General features: G+C 59.7%; 23 protein-coding genes and 1 pseudogene. 18 read left to right on the forward strand and 6 right to left on the reverse strand.

The features are described 5' to 3' along the window. Positions 1-76: 76 nt before the first annotated feature. Positions 77-526: an Lrp/AsnC family transcriptional regulator gene (locus O3306_RS19520; RefSeq protein ID WP_272010443.1), complete on the reverse strand. Its 450-nt coding sequence runs from the start codon at positions 524-526 to the stop codon at positions 77-79. Between the two features lie 229 nt (positions 527-755). Here O3306_RS19520 and O3306_RS19525 point away from each other — a divergent pair, with 229 nt between their 5' ends. From O3306_RS19525 to ehuA, 4 genes are all read left to right on the forward strand, one after another. Then, complete coding sequence (locus O3306_RS19525; RefSeq protein ID WP_272010445.1) at positions 756-1,604, forward strand: transporter substrate-binding domain-containing protein; 849 nt, start codon at positions 756-758, stop codon at positions 1,602-1,604. 65 nt (positions 1,605-1,669) lie between these two features. Next, positions 1,670-2,335, forward strand: coding sequence for an ectoine/hydroxyectoine ABC transporter permease subunit EhuC (gene ehuC / locus O3306_RS19530; protein ID WP_272010447.1), 666 nt, complete (start codon positions 1,670-1,672; stop codon positions 2,333-2,335). A gap of 3 nt (positions 2,336-2,338) precedes the next feature. Continuing rightward, entirely contained in the window at positions 2,339-3,004 is a 666-nt protein-coding gene (gene ehuD / locus O3306_RS19535; RefSeq protein WP_272010449.1) for an ectoine/hydroxyectoine ABC transporter permease subunit EhuD, read from the forward strand. 2 nt (positions 3,005-3,006) lie between these two features. Further along, positions 3,007-3,822, forward strand: a complete 816-nt coding sequence (ehuA, locus tag O3306_RS19540) for an ectoine/hydroxyectoine ABC transporter ATP-binding protein EhuA (RefSeq protein WP_334312363.1) — start codon at positions 3,007-3,009, stop codon at positions 3,820-3,822. Between the two features lie 21 nt (positions 3,823-3,843). Here the strand turns inward: ehuA and O3306_RS19545 are convergent, their stop codons facing one another. After that, complete coding sequence (locus O3306_RS19545) at positions 3,844-4,722, reverse strand: LysR family transcriptional regulator (RefSeq protein WP_272010451.1); 879 nt, start codon at positions 4,720-4,722, stop codon at positions 3,844-3,846. A gap of 129 nt (positions 4,723-4,851) precedes the next feature. Between O3306_RS19545 and O3306_RS19550 the strand changes: the two genes are divergently transcribed. From O3306_RS19550 to O3306_RS19585, 8 genes and pseudogenes are all read left to right on the forward strand, one after another. Further along, positions 4,852-5,994, forward strand: coding sequence for a M24 family metallopeptidase (locus tag O3306_RS19550; protein ID WP_272010453.1), 1,143 nt, complete (start codon positions 4,852-4,854; stop codon positions 5,992-5,994). After that, positions 5,994-6,443, forward strand: a complete 450-nt coding sequence (locus O3306_RS19555) for a hypothetical protein (protein ID WP_272010455.1) — start codon at positions 5,994-5,996, stop codon at positions 6,441-6,443. The genes O3306_RS19550 and O3306_RS19555 overlap by 1 nt, the downstream gene beginning before the upstream one ends. A 36-nt stretch (positions 6,444-6,479) precedes the next feature. Next, entirely contained in the window at positions 6,480-7,751 is a 1,272-nt protein-coding gene (locus tag O3306_RS19560) for a sarcosine oxidase subunit beta family protein (RefSeq protein WP_272010456.1), read from the forward strand. A gap of 12 nt (positions 7,752-7,763) precedes the next feature. Further along, entirely contained in the window at positions 7,764-8,048 is a 285-nt protein-coding gene (locus O3306_RS19565; RefSeq protein WP_272010459.1) for a sarcosine oxidase subunit delta, read from the forward strand. Further along, positions 8,045-10,996 (forward strand): sarcosine oxidase subunit alpha family protein, encoded by a 2,952-nt coding sequence (locus O3306_RS19570; RefSeq protein ID WP_272010461.1) that lies wholly within the window; start codon positions 8,045-8,047, stop codon positions 10,994-10,996. The genes O3306_RS19565 and O3306_RS19570 overlap by 4 nt, the downstream gene beginning before the upstream one ends. After that, the gene (locus O3306_RS19575) at positions 10,989-11,600 is read left to right on the forward strand and encodes a sarcosine oxidase subunit gamma (protein ID WP_272010463.1); all 612 of its coding nucleotides are present in this window, start codon (positions 10,989-10,991) and stop codon (positions 11,598-11,600) included. Before O3306_RS19570 ends, O3306_RS19575 begins: the two co-directional genes overlap by 8 nt. Beyond that, the gene (locus O3306_RS19580) at positions 11,597-12,778 is read left to right on the forward strand and encodes an aromatic ring-hydroxylating oxygenase subunit alpha (protein WP_272010465.1); all 1,182 of its coding nucleotides are present in this window, start codon (positions 11,597-11,599) and stop codon (positions 12,776-12,778) included. Before O3306_RS19575 ends, O3306_RS19580 begins: the two co-directional genes overlap by 4 nt. A 19-nt stretch (positions 12,779-12,797) precedes the next feature. Beyond that, positions 12,798-12,977 (forward strand): annotated as a pseudogene (locus tag O3306_RS19585) (DDE-type integrase/transposase/recombinase); the annotation flags it as partial. A 145-nt stretch (positions 12,978-13,122) separates the two neighbouring features. Here O3306_RS19585 and O3306_RS19590 read toward each other — a convergent pair. Both O3306_RS19590 and O3306_RS19595 read right to left on the reverse strand, forming a co-directional pair. Further along, positions 13,123-14,013 (reverse strand): LysR substrate-binding domain-containing protein, encoded by an 891-nt coding sequence (locus O3306_RS19590; protein WP_272010467.1) that lies wholly within the window; start codon positions 14,011-14,013, stop codon positions 13,123-13,125. A gap of 62 nt (positions 14,014-14,075) precedes the next feature. Next, positions 14,076-16,163 carry an acetate--CoA ligase family protein gene (locus tag O3306_RS19595; RefSeq protein ID WP_272010469.1) on the reverse strand — a complete coding sequence of 696 codons (2,088 nt, stop codon included), beginning with the start codon at positions 16,161-16,163 and terminating at the stop codon, positions 14,076-14,078. Positions 16,164-16,334: 171 nt separating this feature from the next. Here O3306_RS19595 and O3306_RS19600 point away from each other — a divergent pair, with 171 nt between their 5' ends. Next, the gene (locus O3306_RS19600) at positions 16,335-17,156 is read left to right on the forward strand and encodes an enoyl-CoA hydratase/isomerase family protein (protein WP_272010471.1); all 822 of its coding nucleotides are present in this window, start codon (positions 16,335-16,337) and stop codon (positions 17,154-17,156) included. 43 nt (positions 17,157-17,199) lie between these two features. Here the strand turns inward: O3306_RS19600 and O3306_RS19605 are convergent, their stop codons facing one another. Both O3306_RS19605 and O3306_RS19610 read right to left on the reverse strand, forming a co-directional pair. Continuing rightward, positions 17,200-18,405 carry a mandelate racemase/muconate lactonizing enzyme family protein gene (locus O3306_RS19605; protein ID WP_272010473.1) on the reverse strand — a complete coding sequence of 402 codons (1,206 nt, stop codon included), beginning with the start codon at positions 18,403-18,405 and terminating at the stop codon, positions 17,200-17,202. Next, positions 18,402-20,009 carry a GMC family oxidoreductase gene (locus O3306_RS19610; protein WP_334312364.1) on the reverse strand — a complete coding sequence of 536 codons (1,608 nt, stop codon included), beginning with the start codon at positions 20,007-20,009 and terminating at the stop codon, positions 18,402-18,404. Before O3306_RS19610 ends, O3306_RS19605 begins: the two co-directional genes overlap by 4 nt. A 206-nt stretch (positions 20,010-20,215) precedes the next feature. On the opposite strand from O3306_RS19610, the gene O3306_RS19615 reads away from it, so the two are divergent. From O3306_RS19615 to O3306_RS19635, 5 genes are read left to right on the forward strand one after another with little or no spacing between them, the layout of a single operon-like run. Further along, positions 20,216-21,172, forward strand: a complete 957-nt coding sequence (locus tag O3306_RS19615) for an NAD(P)-dependent oxidoreductase (protein ID WP_272010475.1) — start codon at positions 20,216-20,218, stop codon at positions 21,170-21,172. Between the two features lie 24 nt (positions 21,173-21,196). Next, entirely contained in the window at positions 21,197-22,741 is a 1,545-nt protein-coding gene (locus O3306_RS19620) for an ABC transporter substrate-binding protein (protein WP_272010477.1), read from the forward strand. Between the two features lie 48 nt (positions 22,742-22,789). Continuing rightward, positions 22,790-23,743, forward strand: a complete 954-nt coding sequence (locus O3306_RS19625; RefSeq protein ID WP_272010479.1) for an ABC transporter permease — start codon at positions 22,790-22,792, stop codon at positions 23,741-23,743. Between the two features lie 3 nt (positions 23,744-23,746). Further along, positions 23,747-24,571, forward strand: a complete 825-nt coding sequence (locus O3306_RS19630; RefSeq protein WP_272010481.1) for an ABC transporter permease — start codon at positions 23,747-23,749, stop codon at positions 24,569-24,571. Positions 24,572-24,576: 5 nt separating this feature from the next. Then, positions 24,577-26,193 carry an ABC transporter ATP-binding protein gene (locus O3306_RS19635; protein ID WP_272010482.1) on the forward strand — a complete coding sequence of 539 codons (1,617 nt, stop codon included), beginning with the start codon at positions 24,577-24,579 and terminating at the stop codon, positions 26,191-26,193. The last annotated feature ends 169 nt before the right edge of the window (positions 26,194-26,362 follow it).

Raw genomic sequence — 26,362 nt, forward strand, 5'->3', positions numbered from 1 at the left:
CACCCAAGAGTGCGACAGAGGCGCGGGCCGGGGTGGAGGGCCTGTCACAGAGGGGGGATGGCCGGTGAAGACGGTCTTACAGGATATCGAGGGAAACCTTGACCCGGTCCATGACGATGGACGACGTGAATTTGTTCACGTTGGATTCGTCAAAGAAGCACTCTTGGGTGAATTCCTCGTATTCCTTGATGTTGTTGACCACGACAACAAGGATGAAATCGGCCTCTCCGGTTGTGTAGTAGCATTGCTGCACCGCGGGCACATTGCGCATCTTGCGTTTGAAATTCTCGAGATACATGCGGTTTTCGCGTTCCAGCATGACCTGGACGATTACGGTCATTTCTCGGCCGAGCCTAGCCGGAGAGAGCACCGCGATCTCGTTTTCGATGACGCCACTTTCGCGCAGTTTCTTGAGCCGTTTCTGCACCGCGGGCGGCGACAGTCCGATGGTCTGGCCGAGCGTTTCGGCGGTCATTCTGGCGTTCGACTGAACCAGTTTCAGGATTTCGAGGTCTTTATCATCCATGGTGGGATTAAAATCTCTGTTTTGTCATTTGGCAACATAATTCATCATAAATGCCGATACATTGATCTATTTCGGAATAAATTTTCACATATACGTCTCTGCAGGCTTGCGAGGGGAACCCGCGAACTACAGACCCGTACGGAGAAAACGCAGCGCCCGCCAAGTCACAGAATACCAACCGTTGCTGTCCGTACAGCTTGAGTACCGCATCATTTACAAGGAGGATCAGATGCCACTTAACCTACTAAAGACCATCATCCCGGCCGGTATCGTTCTGGCTGGCTCCGCACTCTCGGCAATGGCCGGTCCGTTGATGGACCGGATCGAGGCGGGCGAGCCTATCCGTATCGGATTTTCCAACATTCCGATCTTTGGCTATCCGGACGAGAGCGGTGCGCCGAAGGGCTTTGTCAACGACATCGCGATCGGCATTCTTAACGAGATGGGCTACGACAATGTCGAAGCCACCGTCACCGAATGGGGTGGACTGATCCCGGGTCTCAAGGCCAACCGCTATGACATAATTACTGGCGGGCTCTACATTCTCAACAGCCGCTGCGAAAACATCGCGTTTTCGGAGCCGATCGCCACCACCGGCGACAGCTTTCTCGTGCCTGCGGGCAACCCGAAGGGGCTGAGCAACTACAAGGATGTGCTGGCCAGCGACGGTGCCATTCTGGCGTTGTATTCCGGGGCCAACACGGTCGAGGCCGCGCGCCGCGAGGGGCTGAGCGATGCACAGATGATGCAGCTGCCCGGGCCGACGGAAACGCTCGCAGCGATGAGGGCCGGCCGCGCGGATGCGGCGGCGCTGACGTCGTTCGAAGCAGTCTATCTCGCCGACCAGTCCGAAGGTAAGTTCGAGACCACCGATCCCGGCGCGCTGCCGAAATGGACACAGAACTGGGTCGGCGTCGGTTTCCGCTTTGAGGACGAGGATTTCTTGAAAGAGTTCAACGCTGCGCGTGAGCGCTATCTTGGCTCCGAAGAAATGCTCGCAAAGGTCAAGGAGTATGGCTACGTCGAAGCCAACCTGCCTGGCGACACCACCACGGAATGGACCTGCGCCAACCGCTGATCTGAAACCTTGCGGCGGTCCCTGCTGGGCCGCCGCTCGGATCCCCTGTGAAACGGATCTTGCCCATGATCATCTTCGACTTTCTCGCCCAATACTGGCCGCGACTGCTGTCAGGCACAGGGGTGACCATTGCGCAGTTCTTTCTGGCGGCGGTGCTCGGTATCGCGATCTCTCTCGCCATGGGCCTGATGAAGCTCTCGCAGAACCGTATCCTGCGCGGCGCGGCCATCACCTATATCGAGATTTTTCGCGGCACGTCGCTGCTCGTTCAGCTCTACTGGATTTTCTTTGTGCTGCCGCTCTTTGGCGTGAGCATCGACAAGTTTACTGCCGGCTATGTGGCGGTGGGCATGAATATCGGTGCCTATGGGGCCGAGCTGGTCCGCGGCGGCATCCTGTCGGTGCCGCGTGGACAATGGGAGGCAGCGCTGGCCATCAACATGAGCCCTGCACGGCGTATGTGGCGGATCATTCTGCCACAGGCGTTGGTCAACATGCTGCCACCCTGGGGCAACCTGATGATCGAGCTGCTCAAGGGCACCGCGCTTGTGTCGCTGATTTCGGTGGCCGACCTGATGTTTCAGGCCAAGCAGATCAACGGCTCGACCTTCCTCTCGGCGCAGGTCTTTGGCACCGCGCTGGTGATCTATTACATTCTGGCGCGCTTTCTGGTGACCCCTTTCATGCGCTGGTTAGAGCGGGCGATGGCCCGCAAGCTGGGAAAGGTGTGACCGATGTTTGACTGGAAATGGGATTTTGTTTGGGAGATTCTGCCCCGGCTTCTGGTCGCCACCGGCAATACGCTTCTGGCGGCCGGGGCTGGCTATGCCATCGCCCTGGTGCTCGGGCTCGTTTTCGCGCTGGCGCAGCGCACGCCCTACCGGGCGCTGACCTTTGTGGTACGGGAATTCGTCGAGTTCATCCGTTCGACGCCGCTGCTGTTGCAGATATTTTTTGTCTTTTACGTCGGACCGCAGTTCGGCCTGCGTTTGAGCCCCTGGACGTCCGGGATGATTGCCATCGGTCTGCATTATGCCTGCTATCTCTCGGAGGTCTATCGCGGCGGCATCGAAAGCGTGCCGAGGGGCCAGTGGGAGGCGGCGACCGCTCTGAACATGACGATCACGCAGAAATATCGTCGCGTGATCATCCCGCAGGCCATCCCGACGGCGCTGTCGGGCATGGGCAATTACCTCGTGGGGATCCTTAAGGATACGCCGATGCTCTCGGTGATCGGGGTTGCCGAACTCATCCATGTCGCAAATTCCATCGGATCGGAACATTACCGTTTTCTCGAGCCGATTACGATGGTGGGTATCATCTTCTTGGCAATCTCCCTGCCGGCAGCGGGCCTGATCCGGCTGTTCGAAGGGCGTGTGCGCCGTAAACTGGGATTGTAACAATGCTGGACCATACTGGCTTTCCTCTCGAAATCACCGGTGAGACCACACCGATGGTAAGTTTCCGCAAAGTGCGTAAGTCCTATGGCGCGCTGACCGTTCTGAAGAATCTCGATCTCGACATCGCCGAAGGCGAGATGGTGTCCATCATCGGCCCATCGGGGTCGGGCAAGACCACCGTCCTGCGGATGCTGATGACCCTCGAGCAGATTGATGACGGGGTCATCTATGTAGATGGTCAACCGCTGACTCATATGCCGAAACAGGGCCGCCTGGTGCGCGCGAACGAGCGTCACCTCCGCAACCGGCGGGCCGACATCGGTATGTGTTTTCAACACTTCAATCTCTTCCCGCATATGACGGCGCTGGAAAACTGCATGGAGGGCCCGGTGCAAGTGCTCGGGTTGTCCAAGGCTGAGGCACGCGATCGCTCGGAAGAATTGTTGGAGCTGGTCGGGATGATCTCGAAAAAGGACCAACGGCCCTCGCGGCTGTCCGGTGGGCAGCAGCAACGCGTGGCAATTGCCCGTGCGTTGGCCATGCGCCCCAAGGTGATGCTCTTTGACGAGGTAACGTCGGCACTGGACCCCGAGGTGATCGGTGAGGTGACCAACGTCATTCGCAAGCTCGTCTCCGAACACAACCTGACCATGCTGATGGTGACGCACCAGATGGGATTTGCGCGCGACATCTCTGACCGTGTGTGTTTCTTCTACGGCGGCAAGATCGAAGAGCAAGGGCCGCCGGCGGAACTCTTTGGCAACCCCCAGCGGGAGCGCACCCAACAGTTCCTGAGCGCGGTCAGGGAAGCGGTCTGAGATAGGGACGGGATCGGCGCGTCAGAGCGGAATCCCGACATCCCTGATCAGTTCGCGGATCTGGTTGGTCAAAAGCCCGTTACGCCAGATCACGAAATAGCTGCGGCCCGTGGCGAAGCGGTAATCCTCCAGCGCCACGAGCCGCCCGGCGCCGATCTCGAACTGCAGCACATCGGGACATCCCAGCGCGATCCCCCGGCCGCGGATCGCGGTGTCGAGCGTGCTGCCATAGGAACCCAGGTTGACCTTGGTTGCTTGTTCGATCTCCATATGGCCGGTGAGGGTGGCGAAATTCCCCCAGTTGACCCATTTCGGGGTCAATTTGTCGAAATCGAGAAGTGTCGCCGATCCGAGGCCGTCAGATCTCCGCGCCACCTCGGGTGCCGCGACCGGGAGCCAGGTTTCCTCGAAGAGGAGCGAACCATCCCACCCCGCCGGAATGTCGGAGCCGTAGAACACCAAAGCATCGGACTCGAGCGCGAAAAGATCGGCGTCTTTGTCGGTGGAGGTGAGCGTGACCGGCGCGGCATCGCGCCCGAGCAGGTATTCGTTGATCCGTGGGGTTAGCCAATATTGCGAGACGGCGACATTCGCCCCAAGCGATAGACGGCCCGAGCCATGGGTGCGGCGCAGCTGTTGCAAGCATGAACTCAGGTAATCCAATGCCTCCCCTGAGTTGGTGGCCAGAAACTTACCGTTCCGAGTCAACGAGAGGCTGCGACCGCGACGGTCGATAAGGGCCATACCAAGCCAGTCTTCCAGCACCTTGATCCTTTTACTGACAGCGGCCTGGCTCACGTTGAGCTCTTCTGCGGCACGGGTGAAATTGCCGTGTCGGGCGACGGCCTCGAAGAACAGGAGATAATCAAGAGGCGGGAGGGTGCGACGGTAATTTTTCATAATCTACGGTTATCATAAGCCTGAACGATATGTCACTATGGAAAGCGTGTCGGGACACGTAGTATTTTGAGGAATGCAGCGGCCAGAACACCGTTTGCCATGCCCGTCAACCTTCATCAGGGAATTCCAATGTTCACCGAAAGACTGTCCCGCTTTCAGACGAAACTGGCCGAGGCCGGGATCGATGTTGCGCTGATCACCGATGACGATAACGTCTATTACCTGACCGGCTACTATGACTATCTGCACATGGAATTCGGGCGTCCGACAATCCTCGTCGTGCCTAAGGATGGCGACACTTTGTTGATCACTCCGACCATCGACCTCAACAGCGCCAGGGCCGCGGCACGGGTGGATCGCATCGCCCCGTGGAATGACGGCATGGGCAACGAATGGCGCGAAGAGCTGCCAGCGGCGGTCCGAAATGCCGGGCGGGTGGCCATCGAGCCGGGGCATATGCCGCCGCCGGTACGCAGCTATGTGAACGATCTCGTCGCGGCGGACAAAATTACCAGCGCCACGCCGATCCTCGCGGAAATGCGGATGATCAAATCGGCAGAGGAATTGCAGCTCGCCCGCCACGCGGGAGAGGTGGCAACGGCGATGATGCAGGCCGGGCGGTTGGCGATCGGCGATGGGGTGCCGGAATTCGAGGTGGCGATTGCGACATCGCAGGCAGGCACCCGGAAAGCGGCCGAACTGCTGGCCGCGCATTACGACGATGGTGACATGTCGCCCAACACCCATTTCCTGCAGATCATGGCCTCGGGGAAGGACATCGTGAAGACGCATCACCGTGCCTCGACCCGCATCATGCGGCAGGGGGAGCCGGTGTTCCTGTGCTTTTGCGGGATGACCAATTTTCACCGTTTCAAGCTGGGGTTCGACCGGACATTCTGGATCGGTGACGCGGAGCCTGCTCAGGTGGCTGTCTATGAGGTGGCCGTGGCCAGCCAGAAGGCGGCGCTCGACGCGCTGCGGCCCGGCGTGACGGCCGAGAGTATTCACGCGGCCTATGCCGAAGTGATCCAAGATGCGGGCTATGAATATCCGTTCCGCTGTGGCCGTGCGACCGGGTTCAGCTTTCTCGAGGCGCCGCAGCTGGTGACGGGGGACACCACAGTGATCCAACCGGGCATGGTTCTCGCGGTAGATGGTTCGGTTTCGGTCGAGACATTCCGCGCCCAGGTGGGCGACAGTTTCATCATCACCGAAGACGGATGGGAACCTCTGACAATCCATCCGAAATCCGTAGACGAGGTCATCCTCTGATGTTCCAGTCCGGTCAAACCATCCAGTCCAAGCCGCGCAGCCCCGAGATGAACGCAGGGCGTCATCATCGTGCCAAGCTGGGTTTTATCCTCATGTCGACGGACCCGAGCGCCGAGGCCGATTTCATGGACATGGCACCCGAGGGTGTCGGTGTCCACGTCACGCGCCTGAAAACAGACGACCTCACGACGAACGAAACGCTGGCCGGCCATATCGACCATATGGCGGACGCCGCCGCCCGCATTCAGCCCGAAGCCAAGCCGGATGTGGTCAGCTACAGTTGCACCAGCGGGTCTAGCGTGATCGGCGAAGACCGCATTTTTCAGGAGATCCGCAAGGGCGCCCCCTGGGCGCAGCCCATGTGCCTCGTTCAGGGGGTTCTGGATGCGCTGCGTGAGTTGGGCGCGAAGGGTTCGGGCAAATTTTTAAACATCCGGGCCGGGTGCTGAAATGCACTGCCTGAGACACCGACAAGGCAAGACAATATGACCCGTTTTTCCGGATGGAATGTCTTTTGGCAGGGGATGACCGGCCAAAAGGGCTGGGCCCGGCAATGGCGCGACCCGCAACCAAAGTCACATTACGACGTCGTCATCGTGGGTGGCGGGTTGCATGGTCTTGCCACCGCCTATTACCTGGCCAGCAATCATGGCATTCGCAATATCGCGGTGCTCGAAAAGGGCTGGGTGGGGGGCGGAAATGCCGGGCGCAACACCACTATCGTACGATCCAATTACGCACAGCCGGGCAACCGGGAATTCTATGAGCATTCGCTTAAGCTCTGGGAAAACTTGAGCCATGATCTGAACTACAATGTGATGTTCAGCCAGCGGTCTCATATTGCGCTGCTGCATAGTCCCGGGGCCATTGATGCCGCATCGCGCAATTACAATACCATGCGGCTCACCGGCACGCCGGATGCCGAGATATGGGATCTGGACCGGCTGAAACAGGCAGTGCCGCATCTCAACTATGCGGCCGATGCCAGATTTCCGATCATGGGCGCCGCAGTTCAGACGCGAGCCGGGACAGCGCGACATGATGCCGTGGTCTGGGGCTATGCCCGAGCTGCGGATCAGCTCGGGATCGATATTGTGCAGAATTGCGGGGTGACAGGGGTGGTGCGTGAGGCTGGCCGGATCACCGCGTTGGAAACCCCGAGGGGGCGCATAACGGCAGGGAAGATTGGGTTTGCCGTCGCGGGCAACACCTCGCGCCTGTGGACCATGGCCGGGCTCGGGCGATTGCCGATCGAGTCACACAAGTTGCAGGCCTTTGTTTCGGAACCGCTCAAGCCGCTGCTCGATCAGGTGGTCGTCTTTGGTATGGGCGGGTCACATTTCTACATCTCGCAATCAGACAAGGGCGGGATGGTATTCGGCGGCGATCTCGATTGGTACAAATCCTACGCACAGCGCGGCAACCTGCCCATCGTGCAGGACGTGGCCGAGGCGGCGATGTCTGTCATGCCCTGCCTTGGCCGGGTCAAACTGTTGCGCCACTGGGCCGGGGTGGTCGATATGTCGATGGATGGCAGCCATTTCATCTGTCGGACCCCTCTCGACAATCTCTACCTCAACACGGGCTGGAACTATGGCGGGTTCAAGGCCACGCCGGCGTCGGGCTGGTGGTTTGCGGACCTCATCGCCAATGATCGGCCGGCGCCGATGATTGCCAATTTCGACCTCAAGAGATTTGAGCGCGGCCTTCAGATCGATGAACGCGGCGCCGGTCCAGATCCCAAACTGCATGGATGAAGAAGGTTTAGCATGATCCGGATTCCCTGTCCTTTCTGCGGTCCGCGTGACCACGCCGAATTCAGCTATGGCGGCGACGGCTCGATCACATATCCGGCGTTGGATGCGCCGCTCGAGGCGTGGCACGATGCGGTGTTCCTGCGAGAGAACATCTGTGGCCGTCAGGTGGAAACCTGGCAGCATGTGCATGGCTGCCGCCTGTGGCTAAAGGTCGAGCGTGACACGATGAGCCATGAAATATACAGCGTCACCCCGGCCGATCCCGCGCTGGCAAAAGTTCTGGAGGGCGGGGAATGACCGCACGACGTCTAGACCAGGGCGGACGGATTGACCGCGCGACCCCTCTTACTTTTCGCTGGGATGGCAAGGAGCTAACTGGCTATGCCGGCGATACGCTCGCCTCCGCCTTGATGGCGAATGGCGAAAGGGTGTTGGGGCGGTCGTTCAAGTATCATCGGCCGCGCGGCATCATGTCCGCCGGCGTGGAAGAATCCGGGGCCATCGTATCTGTCGGCCAAGGCGCGCGGCAGGAGCCCAACGTCAAGGCGACGATGCAGGAGCTTTATGAGGGGCTCGAGACCCGAGGTCAAAATGCTTGGCCCAATGTGCGGCGCGATCTGGGGGCTGTAAACGGTCTGTTTGGCCGCTTTCTCGCGGCTGGGTTTTACTACAAGACCTTTATGGGCGTACCGCTCTTTGAATGGGGGCGGGGCACCGGGCTGTGGATGAAATACGAGACGCTTATCCGCAAGGCTGCAGGCATGGGACGGGCGTCGCGAGAGGCCGACCCGGACCAGTATGATCATGCTCATGCCTTTTGCGATGTGCTGGTGGTCGGGGGCGGGCCGGCAGGGCTGCGCGCGGCGCTGACCGCGGCAGAGGCCGGGCGGGACGTGATCCTGGTCGAACAGGATTTCGAGCTTGGCGGTGATCTGCTCAATGATCCGGCGGGCGAAGCCGAGCGCGGCGCGCTGGTGCGGTCGGTCGAACGGGCCGGGGTGCGGGTAATGACGCGGACCACGGCCTTCGGGCTCTATGACATGGGCGTGGCGGGGCTTGTGGAGCGTGTGTCGGACCATCTTTCGGCACCTGCGGCCTATCTGCCACGGCAGCGGTTCTGGACCGTGCGGGCCGGGGCCACGGTGCTCGCCACTGGAGCGTTGGAACGATCTGTGGCCTTTGGCGGGAACGACCGGCCCGGGGTGATGACCGCCAATTCTGGGCGAAGCTATCTCAACCGTTACGGAATCCTGCCGGGAGAACGAATTGTCGTCGCCACCACGAATGACAGCGCCTATGTGACCGCAGGGGAACTGGCCGCAGCAGGGGCAGAGGTGACAATCGCCGAGGCACGGAATGCGCCCGGTTGCGAGTTGCCCGCTGGTGTCACGCTGCGCACGGGCGTCGCCCCCTTGAAGGCCGAAGGACGGAGCAAGCTACGCGCCCTGCGGCTGGCGCGGCCGAACGGAGCAGGCTGGCAAGCGGCGGGTCGCGAAGCCTGCGACCTGCTGCTGGTTTCAGGCGGTTGGTCGCCGGTCGTCAACCTTGCGTCGCATCGCGGGGTAAAGCCCGAATGGGATGCCGAACTGGCCTGTTTCCTCGCAGGAGATTGCGACGAGCCTGTCTACATGGCAGGGTCTGCGGCCGGGGTCTGGACACGCGAGGCCTGCGAGACCTCCGGTGTGGAGGTCGCCAAGCGGGCCATGGGCCTCGCGTCAAATCCGCCTGCCGCCGGTGGTTGGACCGCGCCGATCAGACCGCTCTACGAGGTGCGGCTGCCGGGGCGCAAGGCCAAGGCGTTTGTCGATCCGCAACATGACGTGACCTGTTCGGATGTGCGTCTGGCGCATCAGGAGGGTTTCGTCTCGGTCGAGCATCTGAAACGCTATACCACGTTGGGCATGGCCACGGACCAGGGCAAGATGGGCAATATCATCGGGCTCGCGCTGATGGCCGAAGCGCTGGGTAAGGAAATTCCGGCGGTGGGCACCACGCGCTTTCGCCCGCCCTATACGCCGGTGGCCATCGGCGCGCTGGCCGGGCGCAATGTACACGGCCATTTCAAGCCGCTGCGCCGCACGCCTCTGCATGATTGGAACCTGCGGCAGGGTGCAACCATGACCGACGCCGGGCTTTGGCATCGTCCGTGGTATTTTGCCGGGCCGGGCGAAACACTCGGTGATGCCTATGTGCGAGAGGCTGCGACCGTGCGCCAGACCGTTGGCATCTGCGATGTGAGTTCGCTCGGCAAGATCGCAGTGCAGGGTCCGGATGCGGCGGAGTTTCTCAACCGCGTTTATACCAACGGCTTTGCCAAACTGGCCATCGGCAAGGCGCGTTATGGGATCATGCTGCGTGACGACGGGATGGTGATGGATGATGGCACCACCTGGCGGATCGGCGAGGCCGATTTCCTGATGACCACCACCACCACTAACGCGGGCCGTGTCATGGTCTGGCTGGAGGAGTTGCTGCAACTCCGCTGGCCCGAGCTGAAGGTCCATGTCACCTCGGTGACCGATCAATGGGCCGGCGTCTCCGTTGCGGGGCCGAAATCGCGCGCGGTGGTGGCGGCATGTCTTCGCGATCCTGACAGTGTTTCGCACGAGACGCTGCCCTTTATGGGCGTGGCGCCGGTGGTGCTGCGGGACGGCACCGAAGGGCTGATTGCCCGGATCAGTTTTTCCGGAGAATTGGCGTTTGAGCTCTACGTTCCGGGCAACTATGGCGAGGCAATGATGGAGCAGCTCTGGACGGCGGCGGCGCGTCACGAAGGCTGTCTCTACGGGTTGGAGGCGCTTGGGACATTGCGCATCGAAAAGGGCCATGTAACCGGGGCCGAGCTGGACGGTCGGGTGACGATCCGCGATGCAGGTCTCGGTGGCATGGCCTCTACCAAGAAACCCTATATCGGAAAGGCTTTGCAGGAACGACCCGAGTTGCAGCGACCGGATAGGCCGCGCCTCGTCGGTATCCTGCCGAAAGATCGCAGCAAGACGTTCAATGGAGGGGCGTTGCTCTGTAAGCCGGGGGCCCAGAGCGGGTTTGGAGAGGGATGGGTGACGGCAGTGACCCATTCTCCAGCGCTCGGCCACTGGATCGGGCTGGGCTATATCTCTGGCGGCCATGATCAATGGGTCGGACAGCTGGCGATAGCCGCAGACCCGGTGCGCGGCGAGCCGGTCGAGGTCGAGATCGTCTCTCCTCACATGTTTGATCCCGAAGGAGTAAGGATGCATGGCTGATCAGGTGACAGCATTGCGGGCCTATCATGACCTGGGCGAGAAGGCCGGCCGGCCCGGCCCGGCGGGGGTGACCCTTCGCGAAGTGTCGGGATTTTCGCTGACGCAGATTGCGTGCTGGCCCGAAACATTGACCGAGGTCGGGGCGATGGCGGCGCAGGTCGCAGAATGTACCGAAGCGCCGGCGCCCGGACAGTTGGCATCGGGCGCACAGGGCATGTTGCTCCGGGTTGAGCCGCTGAAATGGTGGTTGATCCGCGAGGCAGATCGCCAGCCCATTGCGGACATGGCAGCCGAGGTCGGTGCCGCGCTCGATCTCTCATCGGCTCGGACTTGGGTGCGGGTCGAGGGGGAGGATGCCAGCATGCTGCTCAACCATTTCCTGCCGCTCGACCTGCGACCACAAGCGTTCCCGCCCGGCAGCGTGGCTTCGACGGCGTTTCATCATGTCGGCATCACGCTCTGGCGGAGCGGGGAGGCGTTCGAGCTGGCCCTGCCGCGCAGTTTTGCGGCTTCGCTGTGGGAGCTGCTTGTCGACAGTGCCCAGCAATACGGCGTGGTCACAGGTGAAGTCGCGTATGAGCTGGAAGAAGGAAGCGAAAAATGACCCCACGTATGTCTGTTAACGAACTGCTGGAGGCAGTCGCACGCAACGCAGCCCTGCCGGATGAACTGGCCGAGGCGACGCCGCCACAGGTCTATACCTCGCCCGAGTTTCTAGAACTTGAGCTGGACGAGATATTCAATCACGAATGGTTCTGCGTTGGTCGCGAAGACGAGTATGAGAACCCCGGTGACTACCGCACAACCACAATCGGGCGCGATCCGGTCATCGTTCTGCGCGACCGCGATGGCATCCTGCGGGCAATGTCGAATGTTTGCCGTCACCGCATGGCCACTCTTCTTGAGGGGGCCGGCAACATCCGAGGCCGGATCAGCTGCCCCTATCATGCCTGGACCTACAATTTGGATGGCCAGCTGATTGGTGCTGCTCATATGCGGGACAATTTCAACAAGAAGGAAGTTTGCCTGCCGCAGTTTCAGGTCGAGATATGGCAGGGCTGGGTCTATGTGTCGCTCGATCCTGACGCCGCGCCGCTGGGTCCACGGCTCGCCGGTCTTTCAAAGCGGCTGGAAAATTACCAACTGTCGAAATACCGAACGTTGTTCCGGACCGAAGAGATCTGGAACACGAACTGGAAGATCCTGGTTCAGAATTTCACGGAAGGCTATCACCTCTTTGTGGCTCACGCCGAGACGATTGAACCTGCGATGCCGACCCGCCTGGCCAATGCCATGCACGGCGGCGCGGCCTATAGCCTGTATGAACAGGGGCGCGTGCCCGGCAAATCTTACGAGCGCAATTCCGAAATGAGCGTGGACAATCCCCTCTTGACCGAGGAGGAGCGCAACAAGGCGGTTTTGTCGGGGATTTTCCCCTGCCATGTGATGTCGGTGACCGCCGAACGCACCTTCTGGCTGTCAGTGCAGCCATATGGCGTGGATAAGGTCAAGGTTTTCTGGGGGGCGGACCACTATCCCGGTGCCGTGCCCGATGACCCGGAGGAACGCGCGGCATACGCTGCCGAATTGAAGGCAGGCTTCGACCGCATCAATGACGAGGACAAACCGATCATCGGCGCGATTGCGCAGAACGCCAAGGCGCTGGCAGCGAAGCCTGGCAGGTTGTCCCCGAAAGAGCGTACGATCTGGTACTTTCAGCAATATTTGGCAGCCCAACTGGACCAGAAAGCGGTGGCAGCGTCATGCCGGCCTACGAGTTGAATTTCCCGACGATGCAGATATGGAGCAGGACCACCGCTTCATCAAGAAGCTGACCCGGCCGATGCAGGGCTTCAAATCCATTGCTGCTGCTGCGCAGGCGACCCTCGCCGGGATCGAGACCGCGCATATGATCCGAAAGGGTCAGCTTGCCGACAACGGTGGCACTGCCTTCCAGCAGTTCGCGGCGCTGGCAGGATAACTGTGTCCAGCAAAACACATGCGTTCAGCCTGCGGATATATTTGCGACATAACCGGCTGCGTGATCGGCGAGCAAAGCTGACGACCAACACAGCCCTCTGCCCTTGATGCAACGGACCCATAAAACGACCCGACTGAGCCTTTGGCTACCAGCCCTGGCTCAGCAGCCATTCCTTGAAGATCAGCACTTCATTCCGGGGGCGTTTCTTGGACTGTGGTTGAAGCAGGAAATGCGAGCGTTCCATCTTGATCTCGATGTCCCCGGGCATCACCAGTCGCCCCGAGCGAACATCCTCGCGTGAAAACAGCTGCGAAACAAAAGCAAACCCAACACCAGACGCGACAAGCTCGATCGCGGCCAGCGTTGTATCGACACGGATTCCGTTCCCAACCATGGGCCGTTCACGGGTCTGTATCAGGGCGCGCCGCCATAGCTCATCGTAGCCTGCGACCTCGACCATCATTGTGCTGGGCACGCGGGCCAGATCTTCACGGCACTGGACCAGCGGCGCATTTTCCGGGCTGGAAACGAACACGGCGGTGTCATTGGCCAATAGAGTGACGTCAAACCCCGCCCAATCGCCTGCGCCAAAGCGGATATCAATATCGGCCTCTTCGGTGCCTTCGGCATTGGACCAGATCGAGGACCAGAAATTGATACGGATATCTGGGTGTGCGAGATAGAAGTCCCGAAGAGCAGGCGCCAGGCACCGGGTCATGAAGGATATGGCGACGCGTACTGTTACCACCTTTTCGCCGGGCGTGCCGAACAAGCCTGAAGTCGAGGCGAAAAGTTCGTCAAAGGCACGCCGGATCGGTGGGAGATAGGCCTGCCCGACAGAGGTCAGTTGCAGATTGCGTGGCCGTCGCTCGAACAATGGCGCCTTGATCATCGTTTCCAGGCATTTGATCTGGTAGCTGACAGCCGCCTGTGACAGGCCCAGCTCTTCAGCGGCGGCAGTAAAGCTCATGTGACGGGCCGTTGCCTCGAAGGACATGAGCCATTTCAGAGGCGGAAACTTGTAGCTGCTGGACATGGGCCGGGTTCAATCAAGAAAATGATGCTGAACCCCGACGTTATAGTGAAAAAATCTATGCTTCAACTGGCCTGATTGGCGGGGCCGACCGCCAGACAATCCACTGCAACAACGCTATCTGCGGCGCAGATTATCGGATTGACGTCAATCTCAGTCAAATTGTCGCCCAAGGCGGCGACCATTTGTGAAAATGCCGCAATCTGGCGGGCCAGTTCGTCCAGATCGGCGCCGGGTTGGCCGCGCACACCTTCCAGCAGATCTGCGATACGCAGTTGTGATATCATCCGCCGTGCCTCGGCGGCATCGAATGGGGCGATTGCTGCGATCGAGTCTTGCAAGAATTCGATCAGGATACCGCCGGCTGACAGCACAACAATGGGGCCAAAACCCGCGTCCCATAGGGCCCCGACAGCCAGCTCGGTTCCTTTGGGCGCCATTTCCATCAACAGCGCGCGTGGCCCGAGGTTTTTCGCCATGGTTTGGTATGCCCGTCGCACGACGTCGCCATCTGACAGATTCAGAACGACGCCGCCGACGTCGCTCTTGTGCGCGTGATCCTCTGCCGTTTTCAGGACCAGTGGAAATCGCATCAGTTCCAAAGCGTCGGTCAGACTGTCTTCATCTGCGACATGCGTCATACGCGGGGTGGCTATACCGAAATCCGACAACATGGTCAGACCGTCTTGTTCCGACAGTCGTCCCTTGTCATGCAGGGTTGCTGCCCAATGCGCTGTGTTGCCGGCCGGGGCACCGGGCACGGGCGCGGTTCGGGCCTGAAAATCGCGAAACCGCATCAGATGTCTTGCTGCCAGCAATGCGTTCCGCGTCCCGCGCAGCAGTGGCACGCCAACAGCCGCGAGACGCTGCGCCAGTTGACGGTCGTCTGTCAGCGAGTAGTTGGAAACCATCGCCAGTGGTTTGTCTGTCAGTGCAGCAGCCGCGATTACGGCATCGGTGTAGGCGCTTGCATAGCCGTACCCGTCGCGTGGATCGGACATGTAATAGGCCATCGCGACGTTCGGGTCGTTTGCCAAATCTGCAATTAGAGAGGTCAGGCGCTGCGTCAGATCCGTACTTGTGCCATAAGCGTCCAGTGGGTTTTCCGGCACCAGGCCCGGCTCTAGGTTGGTGGCCAATGCGTTGCAGGTGCCCGGTGTCAGCGTGGCAAATTCGATTCCCAAATCAACGGCCAGATCGACAATCAGCTCTCGTTCTCCGCCGGAGTCATGCACTGTGCCCAGATTTCCCGGCGCAGCTCGGCGCGGGCTTTCGAACAGGGCCAGGGTTGCAACCATCTCATCCATGTCAGCCACGCGGCTGACGCCGTATTTTCGGAAAATGGCGTCGTAGGCAGCATCGTTACCTGCAATTGCGCCAGTATGAGAGACGGCCATTTGCGCGCTTTTCTCTGTGCGCCCTACTTTCAGCACGACGACGGGAATGCCCTTTTCTTGAGCCTTTTGCAGGGCATCCACGAACCGGTTCGGGTTGCGAACGCTTTCCAAGAATAAGCCGATGACGCGGGTTTGGGGCTGTTCCAGCGCCCAATCCATATAGTCGGCAACGCTTATGACCAACTCCATTCCGGTCGAGACGCAGAGCGAAAACCCCAGTCGGCGGTCATTATGCGCCAATGCGCCAAAGGCCGATCCAGACTGCGCAATCCATGCAACCCCACCCGGACGGATGCCTGCGTCGGAATGGACGCTTGCAATACGCAATCCCTCGATCGGGGCATAGAGCCCCATACAGTTTGCCCCGCAAATTGCGACGCCAGCGGCCATGGCCTTGTTCGCAATCCGCTGAGCTAGATCTGGGGTGGTGTCATTTTCCAGGTGGCAGGCGGCGAGGATCGTTACTGCGCGCGCACCCAATGCGATGGCCTGGTCCAGCACGGATTCGACCATGCGGCTGGCGACACCGATCAACACGTGATCGGGCGTTTCCGGCAGGCTGGCGAGATCTGGATAGCAGCGCAGTCCCTCCACCTCGGACAGGCGCGGGTTTACCGGGTAGATCGCGCCATCCCAGCCATCAATTGCGCACATCGTGACCATCGCGTGCCCGTTACTGCCGGGGCGGTCAGATGCGCCGACGATGGCGACAGAGCGGGGTGACAACAACGGCCATAGGGGGTGGGCAGTGGACATGGGGTGTTCCCGATCAAGCAGAGAAAGACGTTGCATCATCAAAGATGCCGAGGGGCGTCTGGTCCAGAGCTAAACGTTCGAAAAACCGGCCCCAATGACCCCATAATATTGATGCAGGGGCGCGCGTCCACTTGGGATAGGATGTTTCCTGACCTCGAAATGGAGCACATCATGAGTGATACACCCAATGATTTACCCGTCACCACCCGTGTCGATGGCCGGGTCGGCATACTGACCTTTAACCGCCCGCGTGCGATGAACGCCTTTAATGGTGCGCTTATGTCGGCCACCGATCGCGCGATGCAGGCGTTCATTGATAACGAACGGGTGCTGGCGATTGTCATACATGGCGCGGGACGCTGCTTTTCAGCCGGGTTCGACATGAAGGAAAGCGCCGCACGGCAGGTCGCTGGCGCGGATGAATGGCGGCCAATCCTGACCGAGGATTTCGATTTCATCATGCAGTTCTGGAATTGCCCCAAGCCGACGATCGCGGCCGCGCATGGTTATTGCATTGGTGGCGCGTTCGAGTTGCTGATGGCCTGCGATCTGTCGGTTGCCGCTGACACTGCCATGATGGGTGAACCGGAGGTGCGCTTTGGGTCCGGAATCGTGGCGATGCTGGCGCCCTATGTGACCGGGCCAAAACAGGCCAAAGAGCTATTGCTGACCGGCGACGACCGTATCCCGGCGCAACGTATTCTGGAAATGGGAATTCTCAACCGGGTGGTGCCCGAGGGGGAAGAGCTGAACGCGGCATTGGCATTGGCGCGCCAGATTACCAACGCCTCGCCCAAGTCGGTGCAACTAACCAAACGCATGATCAATCGGACCTATGAGCTGGCGCATATGCGCGAAGCCCTGGCCGAAGCGCTGGAAACCGAGGTGCAGATTGAAGCTGATGAGAGCCCGGAGCGGACCGAATTCAATCGTATCCGCCGCGACGAAGGGCTAAAGGCCGCGCTGGCATGGCGTGATGCGCGGATCACCTAAAGCAGCTCCCGATTATGGGCGCTACGCCTCAATTGCCGCTGGCTCACGCTGGGTCAGCGGCCATCTCCAAATGTAGCTGCATGCCGGTGTAGGGCGTGTTGCGGGCCAGTTCCTCGTTCAACTCGACCCCCAGACCGGGGGCCGTTGGCGGGATAACGTGACCGTCCTCGAATGGCATTTTCTGCTTCAGAATATCCGCGTGAAACCCACCCCAGTCCTCGATACTCTCCAGCACCAGAAAATTAGGGCTGCACGTTGCGATCTGCACATTGGCGGCCCCTACCAACGGCCCACAATAGAGGTGCGGCGCGATCTGCGCATAGTGCGTTTCGGCCATCGCCGCGATTTTCTTGGCCTCCAAGATGCCGCCGACACGCCCCAGGTTCATCTGAAGGATCGACGCCGCCTTGCAAGCCAACACGCGCGAGAATTCGAACTTGGTACACAGCCGCTCACCCGTTGCGACGGGCACCGAGGTGAAGGCCGCCACCTCAGCCATGCGTTCGGGCATGTCGGGGGGCGTTGGCTCTTCGAACCACAGGGGGTCATAGCGCTCCAGCATCCGGGCCACGCGTTTTGCGCCAGAAACGGTGTATTGGCCATGAGTTCCGAACAGCAGATCGGCCTTCGTACCAACGGCCTCGCGGATGAGGCGGCAAAACTGCTCGGAACGCTCCAGCGATGGCAGATCAGGCTGACGCCCGTCAAAGGCCGAATAGGGGCCGACGGGATCGAATTTGACCGCGGTAAAACCCTGCGCAACGTATTCAGCCGCGCGCTCGGCGGCAACATGCGGGTCTGTATAGGCCCGCGCGCGTTGTCCCGCGGGCGGTTTGGCATCCGCGGCATCAGGGTAGATGTAGGTGTAGCTGCGCAGGCGTTCATGTACGCGCCCTCCCAGCAACTCGTAGATCGGCTGGTTTGCGGCTTTGCCGATGATGTCCCAGCAAGCCATCTCAAGCCCGCTGAACACGCCCATCATCGACACGTCTGGCCGATGCGCAAAGCCCGAGCCGTGCGTGCGCCGCCACATGCGTTCAACATGATGTGGATCGCTGTTTTCAAAGTATCGCGCGAACACGTCATCGACCATATGCGTGATGACATGCGGGCCAAAGGTAGCCGCGTAGCATTCGCCATAGCCGACAATCCCGCAATCGGTGGTCAGCTTGACGAGTATGAAATACCGCCCGCCAAAATGCGGTGGCGGATTGCCGACGACAAAGGTTTCGAGATCGACGAGTTTCATAGGCTTCCTCGATTGTGCTGGAGTATCAGCCGTGCACCCTTGCGCGCGACCATCAGGGTTGGGGCGTTGATATTGCCCGACGGAATCGACGGAAAGGTCGAAGCATCCGCCACATAAAGTCCTTCCATCCCGTGAACCGCCATCGAGCGCGGATCGACGACAGATCCCGTCGCATTCGGCCCCATGCGGCATGTCCCGCAAGGGTGAAAGACAGTGCCGGCGCGGGCGCGGAAATCGTCTAGAATCTCTGCGTCTGTCATCCGTGCGGGACAAGTGTCCAGCGGTGCATCTGTCACGGTTTGAAGCGTTCGGGTTTGTACGAACCGCGCGAGCAGCCGGGCGCCAACCACAACATCATGGCAATCTTGCGCGGTGGATAGCGCGTTCAAAACGATATCAGGGGCGGTTCCGGGGATGGGCGTGGCAACGGCGATATGACCCCGGCTGGTTGGGCGGGTCGGCTGGAAGGACAGGCTGTAGCCGGCAAAGGGGTCGGGCTGAATATTCAGCCCGCCACTGCTGCGCGTGATCGTATATGAGGCCGGGTTCAGATAAAGCTGTTGATCCGGGGCGGCCAGATCATCGGCGCTTCGCAGAAACCCGCCGTATTGGTTGACGCTGTTGGCCAGTGGTCCTTGGCGCATTGCAAAGTAACGCAAGGTTTGGCGGACTTTGGCGGGCAGCGAATATAGCTGCGCATTCAGCGTTGGCTGGTGGGCGCGATAGGCATAGCCTACGGCCAGATGGTCCTGAAGATGGCGACCGACATTCGGGTTGTGCAAATGTGTGGCGATACCGAGAGACTGCAGTGCGTTGCCGTCCCCGATACCCGATAAATGCATGATCTGTGGCGTTCCGATTGCCCCCGCGGCCATGACGACGCCGCGCCGCGCCTGCGCTGTGCATGTTTTTCCGCGATGGCTGTAGGCGATGCCGGTCGCGCGGCTGCCCGCGACCGTGATTTTCTGCACTTGTGCCCCTGTCAACAGGCGCACGAGACCACCAGCGATGGCCGGGCGCAGGAAGGCCTGCGCGCTGCTATCGCGTTGTCCTTTGCGGGTGGTGATGTTGTAAAACCCCATGCCTTCGGGACTGTTCCCGTTGAAATCAGTATCACAGGGCAGGCGCAGTTCCCGCGCGGCATCGCGAAAATGACGCGTGAAAGGGTGGCGCAGCGCGACCGGGTCGGTCACGCGGATACCCGGCGCGGCATCATCGCGAGCCTCCAGGCTGTCAAAGACCGGCGCGACATCGTCCCAGCCCCACCCGGTCAGCCCATCACGGGCCCAGTCGGCGTAGTCGCTGGGCAGTCCACGACACCACACCATTGCGTTGATTGACCCTGATCCACCCACAACACGCCCTCGCGGAACATACAGACGCCGCCCCGCCAGATTGGCCTCGGCTTGCGTGTGCAGGCGGTAGTTGCGCGTCGGGTTGTCATAGAGCAGCCCATATCCCAACGGAATCCTGACATAAGGATGGCGATCGGACGGGCCGGCCTCGACAACCAGAACCGTTGCATTGCCAGATACACTCAGGTCATGCGCCAGAACACATCCTGCAGAACCTGCACCGACAACAATATAGTCGAACTCTTCGATGAGCGTTCACCCTGTTTTTGCGCCGCCGATGGGTCAGACAAACGCCAAGTTTGTTGAGCTGTCCAGACTGAATGGATCGAAAAACTTGGGTTATACCTTGCAGAACCATGATTGGACCGATTTCAATCCTGCCCGGTAACGTGCTCTGAACCACGAAATTTACCGATATATCGGGCGCTCCGATAGCGAAAGAAAGAAATATCGCCATGAAATACGGGATCATCGGCCTTGGGAATCTGGGCGGCAAGATTGCGGCCAATCTTTTGGATGAAGGCTTTGAGTTGCAGGTTCATGACCTGCGCCCAGAACTCGCCGAGCGCCATATTGCGCGCGGTGCGGTTTGGTGCGACAGCCCGGCCGAAGCGGCTACGGGTGTGGATGGTCTGATCACCAGCCTGACTTCGCCCAAAGTGTCGACCGCAGTGATGACTGGACCAAATGGTGCTCTGGCGGCGCTGTCGCCGGGCGCGACGTGGATCGAGACCAGCACGACCGAAGTGGACGAGTTGCTGCGCATTGCTGCACTGGCCCGCGAGCGTGGGATCGGAACACTTGAGGCGCCTGTTACCGGCGGCGTCCACCGCGCCGAACGTGGCGAAATCACTGTCCTGATCGGCGGTTGTGCCGACGAACTTGCGCGCCACCAAGCAGCCATCGCAGCCTTTGGCGATCCGATCATCCATTTGGGCGACATAGGTGCGGCCTCGACGCTTAAGGTGATCACCAACATGTTGGCTTTCGTCAACATGATCGGTATGGGCGAGGGATTGATGCTGGCCAAGCGTGCGGGCCTTGATCTGGGGCAGGCGTATCGCGCCATTCAGGCTAGCTCTGGCAACAGCGTTGAATTCGAGACAGTCGCGCCAGTTATTCTGAACGGTAGCTTTGATACTTCGTTCACGTTGGCACTAGCCTGCAAGGATCTTGGCCTGATGATGGAGCTTGGGCGTAAACATGATGTACCACTGAAATTTACAGGTCTGATGGATCAGATGTTCCTGGAGGCCAAAGCGAAATACGGCGCCGACGCGTGGACACCGCATGTCATCAAGATGATGGAAGACGCCACTGGCGTCGAATTGCGCAGCCCAGGTTTCCCCGACAAGATGATGGACGCCCAAGACGTCAAAGCTTTTTGCGAAAGCAATGAATTGACAAACTAAACCAACAACCGGGAAGGAACGAGAATGATAGGTTCAATCAGCAGACGCGGATTGCTAAAGGGCGCGGCGGCCTTGACGCTGGCCGCTGGGCCGATGGCAGCAGGTATGGCGCAGGCAAGTGCGACCCCCGTGCGGGGTGGACATTTGCGTGCTGGTATCAGCGGTGGCCATACTGGCGATAGCTTTGATCCGATCACCTTCAGCGATCTGTTCATGACGATCCTTGGTGCCGGCGCGGTCTATAGTCGCCTGACCGAGGTCGACGCGAGTGGTAAGGTTGTCGGCGCGTTGGCCGAAAGCTGGGAAGCATCGACAGACGCCACAGTCTGGACGTTCAACTTGCGCAAAGGTGTCGAATTCCACAACGGCAAGCTCTTTACCGCTGAAGATGTGATCGCATCCGTCAACCATCATCGTGGTGAGGATTCGAAATCACCGATCAAGCAAATCGTCGATCCGATCCAGTTGATGACGGCACCGGACCCACACACGGTTGTGTTTACGCTGGACAGTGGTAACGCGGACTTTGCCTTCCTGTTGTTCGACTATCACCTGTGCATGATGCCAGCCGATGCTATCGGGCAGGGGATCGGCACGGGCGGCTATGTCGTCGAGAGCTTTGAACCGGGCGTGCGGGCTGTGGCCAAACGTAACCCGAACTACTTTCGCGGCGATGAGCGGGCGCATTTCGATTCAATTGAGTTGATCAACTTCTCCGATGTAGCGGCGCGTACCAACGCGCTGTTGTCGGGTGGTGTTGATTTCATCAACCAAGTTGATTTGAAGACGCTGAAACGGATGAAGCGTGCGCCGGGTATCGTGATCAACGAACAGCCGGGCACACGGCACTACATGTTCCAGATGATTTGCACGCAAAACCCCTTTGCCGATAATCATGTACGTATGGCGATGAAATACGGCGTCGATCGGCAGGCTATGCTGGACAAGGTGCTGTACGGTCACGGTCAACTGGGCAACGATCACCCGATCAGCCCTGCAAACCGTTATTTTGACGCCAACCTTGCTCAGCGTGCCTATGACCCCGACAAGGCAAAGTTCCATCTGAAGCAGGCCGGTTTGGACAACCTGGCCGTCGAATTGGCGACATCGGACGGCGCCTTTGACGGGGCTGTGGATATGGCGGTACTCTACCGTGACAGCATGGCGCCCATTGGCATCGACGTAACTGTTGACCGCGTGCCGGGCGATGGCTACTGGAGCGAAGTCTGGCGAAAACGGCCGTTCTGCGCGAGCTACTCGTCAGGCCGCGCGACCGAGGATTGGATTTTGTCCTCGTCGTATCTGAGCGGTGTGCCGTGGAACGCGACCCAGTGGAGCAACGAGGCGTTCGACAAGCTGTTGATCGCCGCTCGTACCGAGCTGGACGAGGCCAAGCGTTCCGAAATGTATGGCGAAATGCAGCGCCTGATCAGCGACGACGGTGGTGTCATTGCGCCTATCTTCGCGAACCACGTCGAAGCGCACAGTGACAAGCTGGCGCATGGCGAGGTTGGCACCGTGTCCGAGATGGACAGTGGCCTGATGATCGAACGGTGGTGGTTCACGTAAAGCAAACCGCGACAAACATTGAAGCAACCAAGGGTGGAACCAAGGAAAATGAATCCGGCAGCACGGCTCATAATTCAGCGGCTATTGCTGGGCGTCCTGACGCTTTTGGTTGTTTCAATGCTCATCTTTGCGGCGGTAGAGTTCCTGCCAGGGGACTTGGCCGAGGCGACATTGGGACAGGAGGCGACCGAGGAAACGGTCGCCGCCATCCGCCGCAAACTGGGGCTGGATCGCCCACCGGTCGAGCGCTATTTCGTTTGGCTGGGCAACCTCTTTCAGGGTGAACTGGGCGTTTCTTATGCGAATGGCCGCGATATCGTCGAAGTGATGGGGACCCGCGCGCAGAACACACTGTTTCTGGCGGGTATGGTTGCGATCATCGCAACACCGCTTGCCGTGGGGCTGGGGATTATTGCGGCGCTCTACCGCAACTCATATCTGGATCGGTTCATCAACCTGGTCTCGCTCTCGGCCATTTCGATCCCTGAATTCCTGATCGCATATCTGCTGATCGTCACGCTTAGCCGGTCAGGGATGTTTCCTTCCTTCGTCGTGATCGACGAAACCACCAGCCTGATCTCCCGCATCTATCAGAGCATCCTGCCCGCGCTGGCGCTGACGGTTGTGGTCAGTGCTCATATGATGCGGATGACGCGGGCCTCGATCATCAATGTACTGGCTTCGGCTTATGTCGAGATGGCCCATATCAAGGGGGCACCGAAGCCCGCCGTGGTGGTCCGTCACGCCCTGCCCAATGCGCTGGCCCCGATCATCAACGTAATCGCGATCAACCTCGCGTGGCTCGTGGTGGGGGTCGTGGTGGTTGAGGTGATATTCGTCTACCCCGGCCTCGGTCAGCTGATGGTCGACTCGGTCGGCAAACGTGACATCCCTGTCGTGCAGGCGTGCAGTCTGTTCTTTGCCAGCGTCTACATCATTCTGAACCTGTTGGCCGACATTGGCGCCACACTCAGCAATCCGCGCTTGCGGCACGGACGGTAAAGAATGGAAACGCTTCGCTTCGCACGTTCGGTCCCGATTTCGGCATGGTTCGGATTCATCGTCATTCTCGGGTATATTTTTGTCGCACTTTTCGCGCCATTCATCGCGCCTTATGGCGAACATGAAATTGTTGGAGATCAATATATGCTCTGGGGCGCCGATCACCTGCTGGGCACCGATAACTTGGGCCGGGACATGCTGTCTCGTATCCTGTTTGGTGCGCGCAATACGATCGGCATTGCCTTGGCTGCCACTGTTTTGACCTTCGTGATCGGCGTTTTCCTTGGCCTGCTGGCGGCCACAATGGGAGGGATCGTCGATCAGGTGCTTAGCCGGATCGTTGATGTAATGATGGCGATACCGCTGTTTATCGCGGCGCTGCTCTTGCTCACGATCGTTGGCACCTCGGTGTTCAACATGATCGCCATCATCGCCATTCTAGAATCGACCCGTGTTTATCGGATCGCTCGCGCCGTTGCGCGCGATATCGTCGTGCTGGACTTTATCGAGGCGGCACGGCTGCGCGGTGAGCGCCTGAGCTACCTGCTGGTGTCAGAAATCTTGCCTAACATCACCGCCCCCTTGGCGGCCGAATTTGGCCTGCGTTTCTGCTTTGTCTTTCTATTGATTGCAGCGCTGTCATTTCTCGGTCTTGGTATCCAGCCACCGACTGCGGACTGGGGGTCGATGGTGCGCGAAAATGCGACGCTGATCACCTTCGGGGACATCACCCCGTTGCTGCCGGCCATGGCCATCGGCTTGCTGACCGTGGCCGTTAACTTTGTCGTGGACTGGATGCTTCATCGCGCCAGCGGAATGCAGGACTGACGCGCATGATTAACGAAGACACCCAAAACTTGCTGGAGGTTCGTGACCTCAAGATAGAGGCACGGATCAAGGGCCAATGGTCCGAAATCGTACACGGCATTGATCTGGATCTGAAGCCGGGCGAGGTGCTGGGCCTGATCGGAGAGTCTGGTGCGGGCAAATCCACGGTGGGTCTGGCCACTATGGGCTTTGCCAAGGATGGCTGTCGGATCAGCGGCGGCAGTGTGCAATTCGACGGGCAGGATGTACTGGCCATGCGGGACCGCGCTCGAAGGAAACTTCGCGGTAGCCGCATCGCCTATGTCGCGCAATCGGCGGCGGCGGCCTTCAATCCGGCGCATACTCTGATGCGCCAGTATACCGAGAACCCGCTTCGCTTTGGTCTACGCAGCCGGGACGAGGCGCAGGAAGACGCCAAAACGCTTTATGCCAAGATGCAGTTGCCCAACCCGCGCGAAATCGGCTTTCGTTATCCACATCAGGTGTCGGGGGGACAATTGCAGCGGGCGATGACGGCGATGGCGATGGCTTGTCGCCCGTCTTTGATCGTGTTTGATGAGCCCACCACAGCGCTGGACGTCACGACACAAGTGCAGGTGCTGGGGACGATCCGGAACATCGTGCGCGAATTTGGCACTGCGGCGCTATACATCACCCACGATTTGGCCGTCGTCGCGCAGATGGCTGACCGTATAAAGGTGCTTCGCCACGGCAATGAGGTCGAAGAGGCCGAAACCCAGGAGATGCTGCACAACCCGCAGCAGGCCTATACCAAGAGCCTTTGGGCGGTGCGCGAGTTTCGCAAATCAGTGCAGCTTGAGCCCATAACTGACGCCGTGCCACTGGCGGCGCTGCAGAATGTGAGTGCCGGATACGGCGCGACGAAGGTGCTGCACGATGTCAGCTTTGACATCCACAAGCGCCGCACCGTGGCGGTGGTGGGCGAATCCGGTAGCGGAAAATCCACTGTTGCGCGTTGTCTGACAGGTCTGTTGCCGCCTTCCTCGGGGCAGTTGGTATATGAAGGGGCCGTGTTGGCGAATGATTACCGCAAGCGTACGGGGCATGAACTGCGCAAGATCCAGATGATCTACCAGATGGCCGAAACGGCGCTGAACCCAAAAAAGCGCATCGGTCAGATCTTGGGCCGTCCGACGACCCATTACCTTGGCTTGCGCGGCACAGCTCGCCGCGAGCGGGTTTGCGACCTGCTGCGCATGATCGAACTGGAGCCAGCCGAGTATATTGACCGCTTTCCCGCCAGTCTCTCGGGTGGGCAGAAACAGCGTATCGGTATTGCGCGGGCGCTGGCAGCTGATCCAGAGTTGATCATCTGCGACGAAGTCACTTCGGCACTGGATCAGGTGGTGGCCGAAGGTGTCCTGAAACTGTTGGATCGGTTGAAGGATGAGTTGAGCGTGTCGTACCTCTTTATCACCCACAACATCGAAACGGTCCGGGCCATCGCTGATGATGTTATCGTCATGCAGACGGGGCGCATTGTCGAATCCGGTCGCGTCGATTCCGTCCTGAACACGCCACAGCAAAGTTACACGCGCGAACTGCTCGCCTCGGTTCCCGAAATGGATGCAGGTTGGCTAGATAAACAACTGCGCGTCTGATCCTGGCTGTGGTCCGATCCCTGAAGGTCGGCCTGCGATCTTCACAACGACTTTGCCCGGATGCCAGACATTGGAGTTGTCACGTTAACTTCGTCCACTCTGAACAACTCTTATCCCGTTGATTTTTCTTGGATATGGCGCGAATTTGTTGGGCAGGAAGCGCAGGATT

This window comes from Roseovarius sp. ZX-A-9 (assembly GCF_028369135.1).
GTDB lineage: Bacteria > Pseudomonadota > Alphaproteobacteria > Rhodobacterales > Rhodobacteraceae > Roseovarius.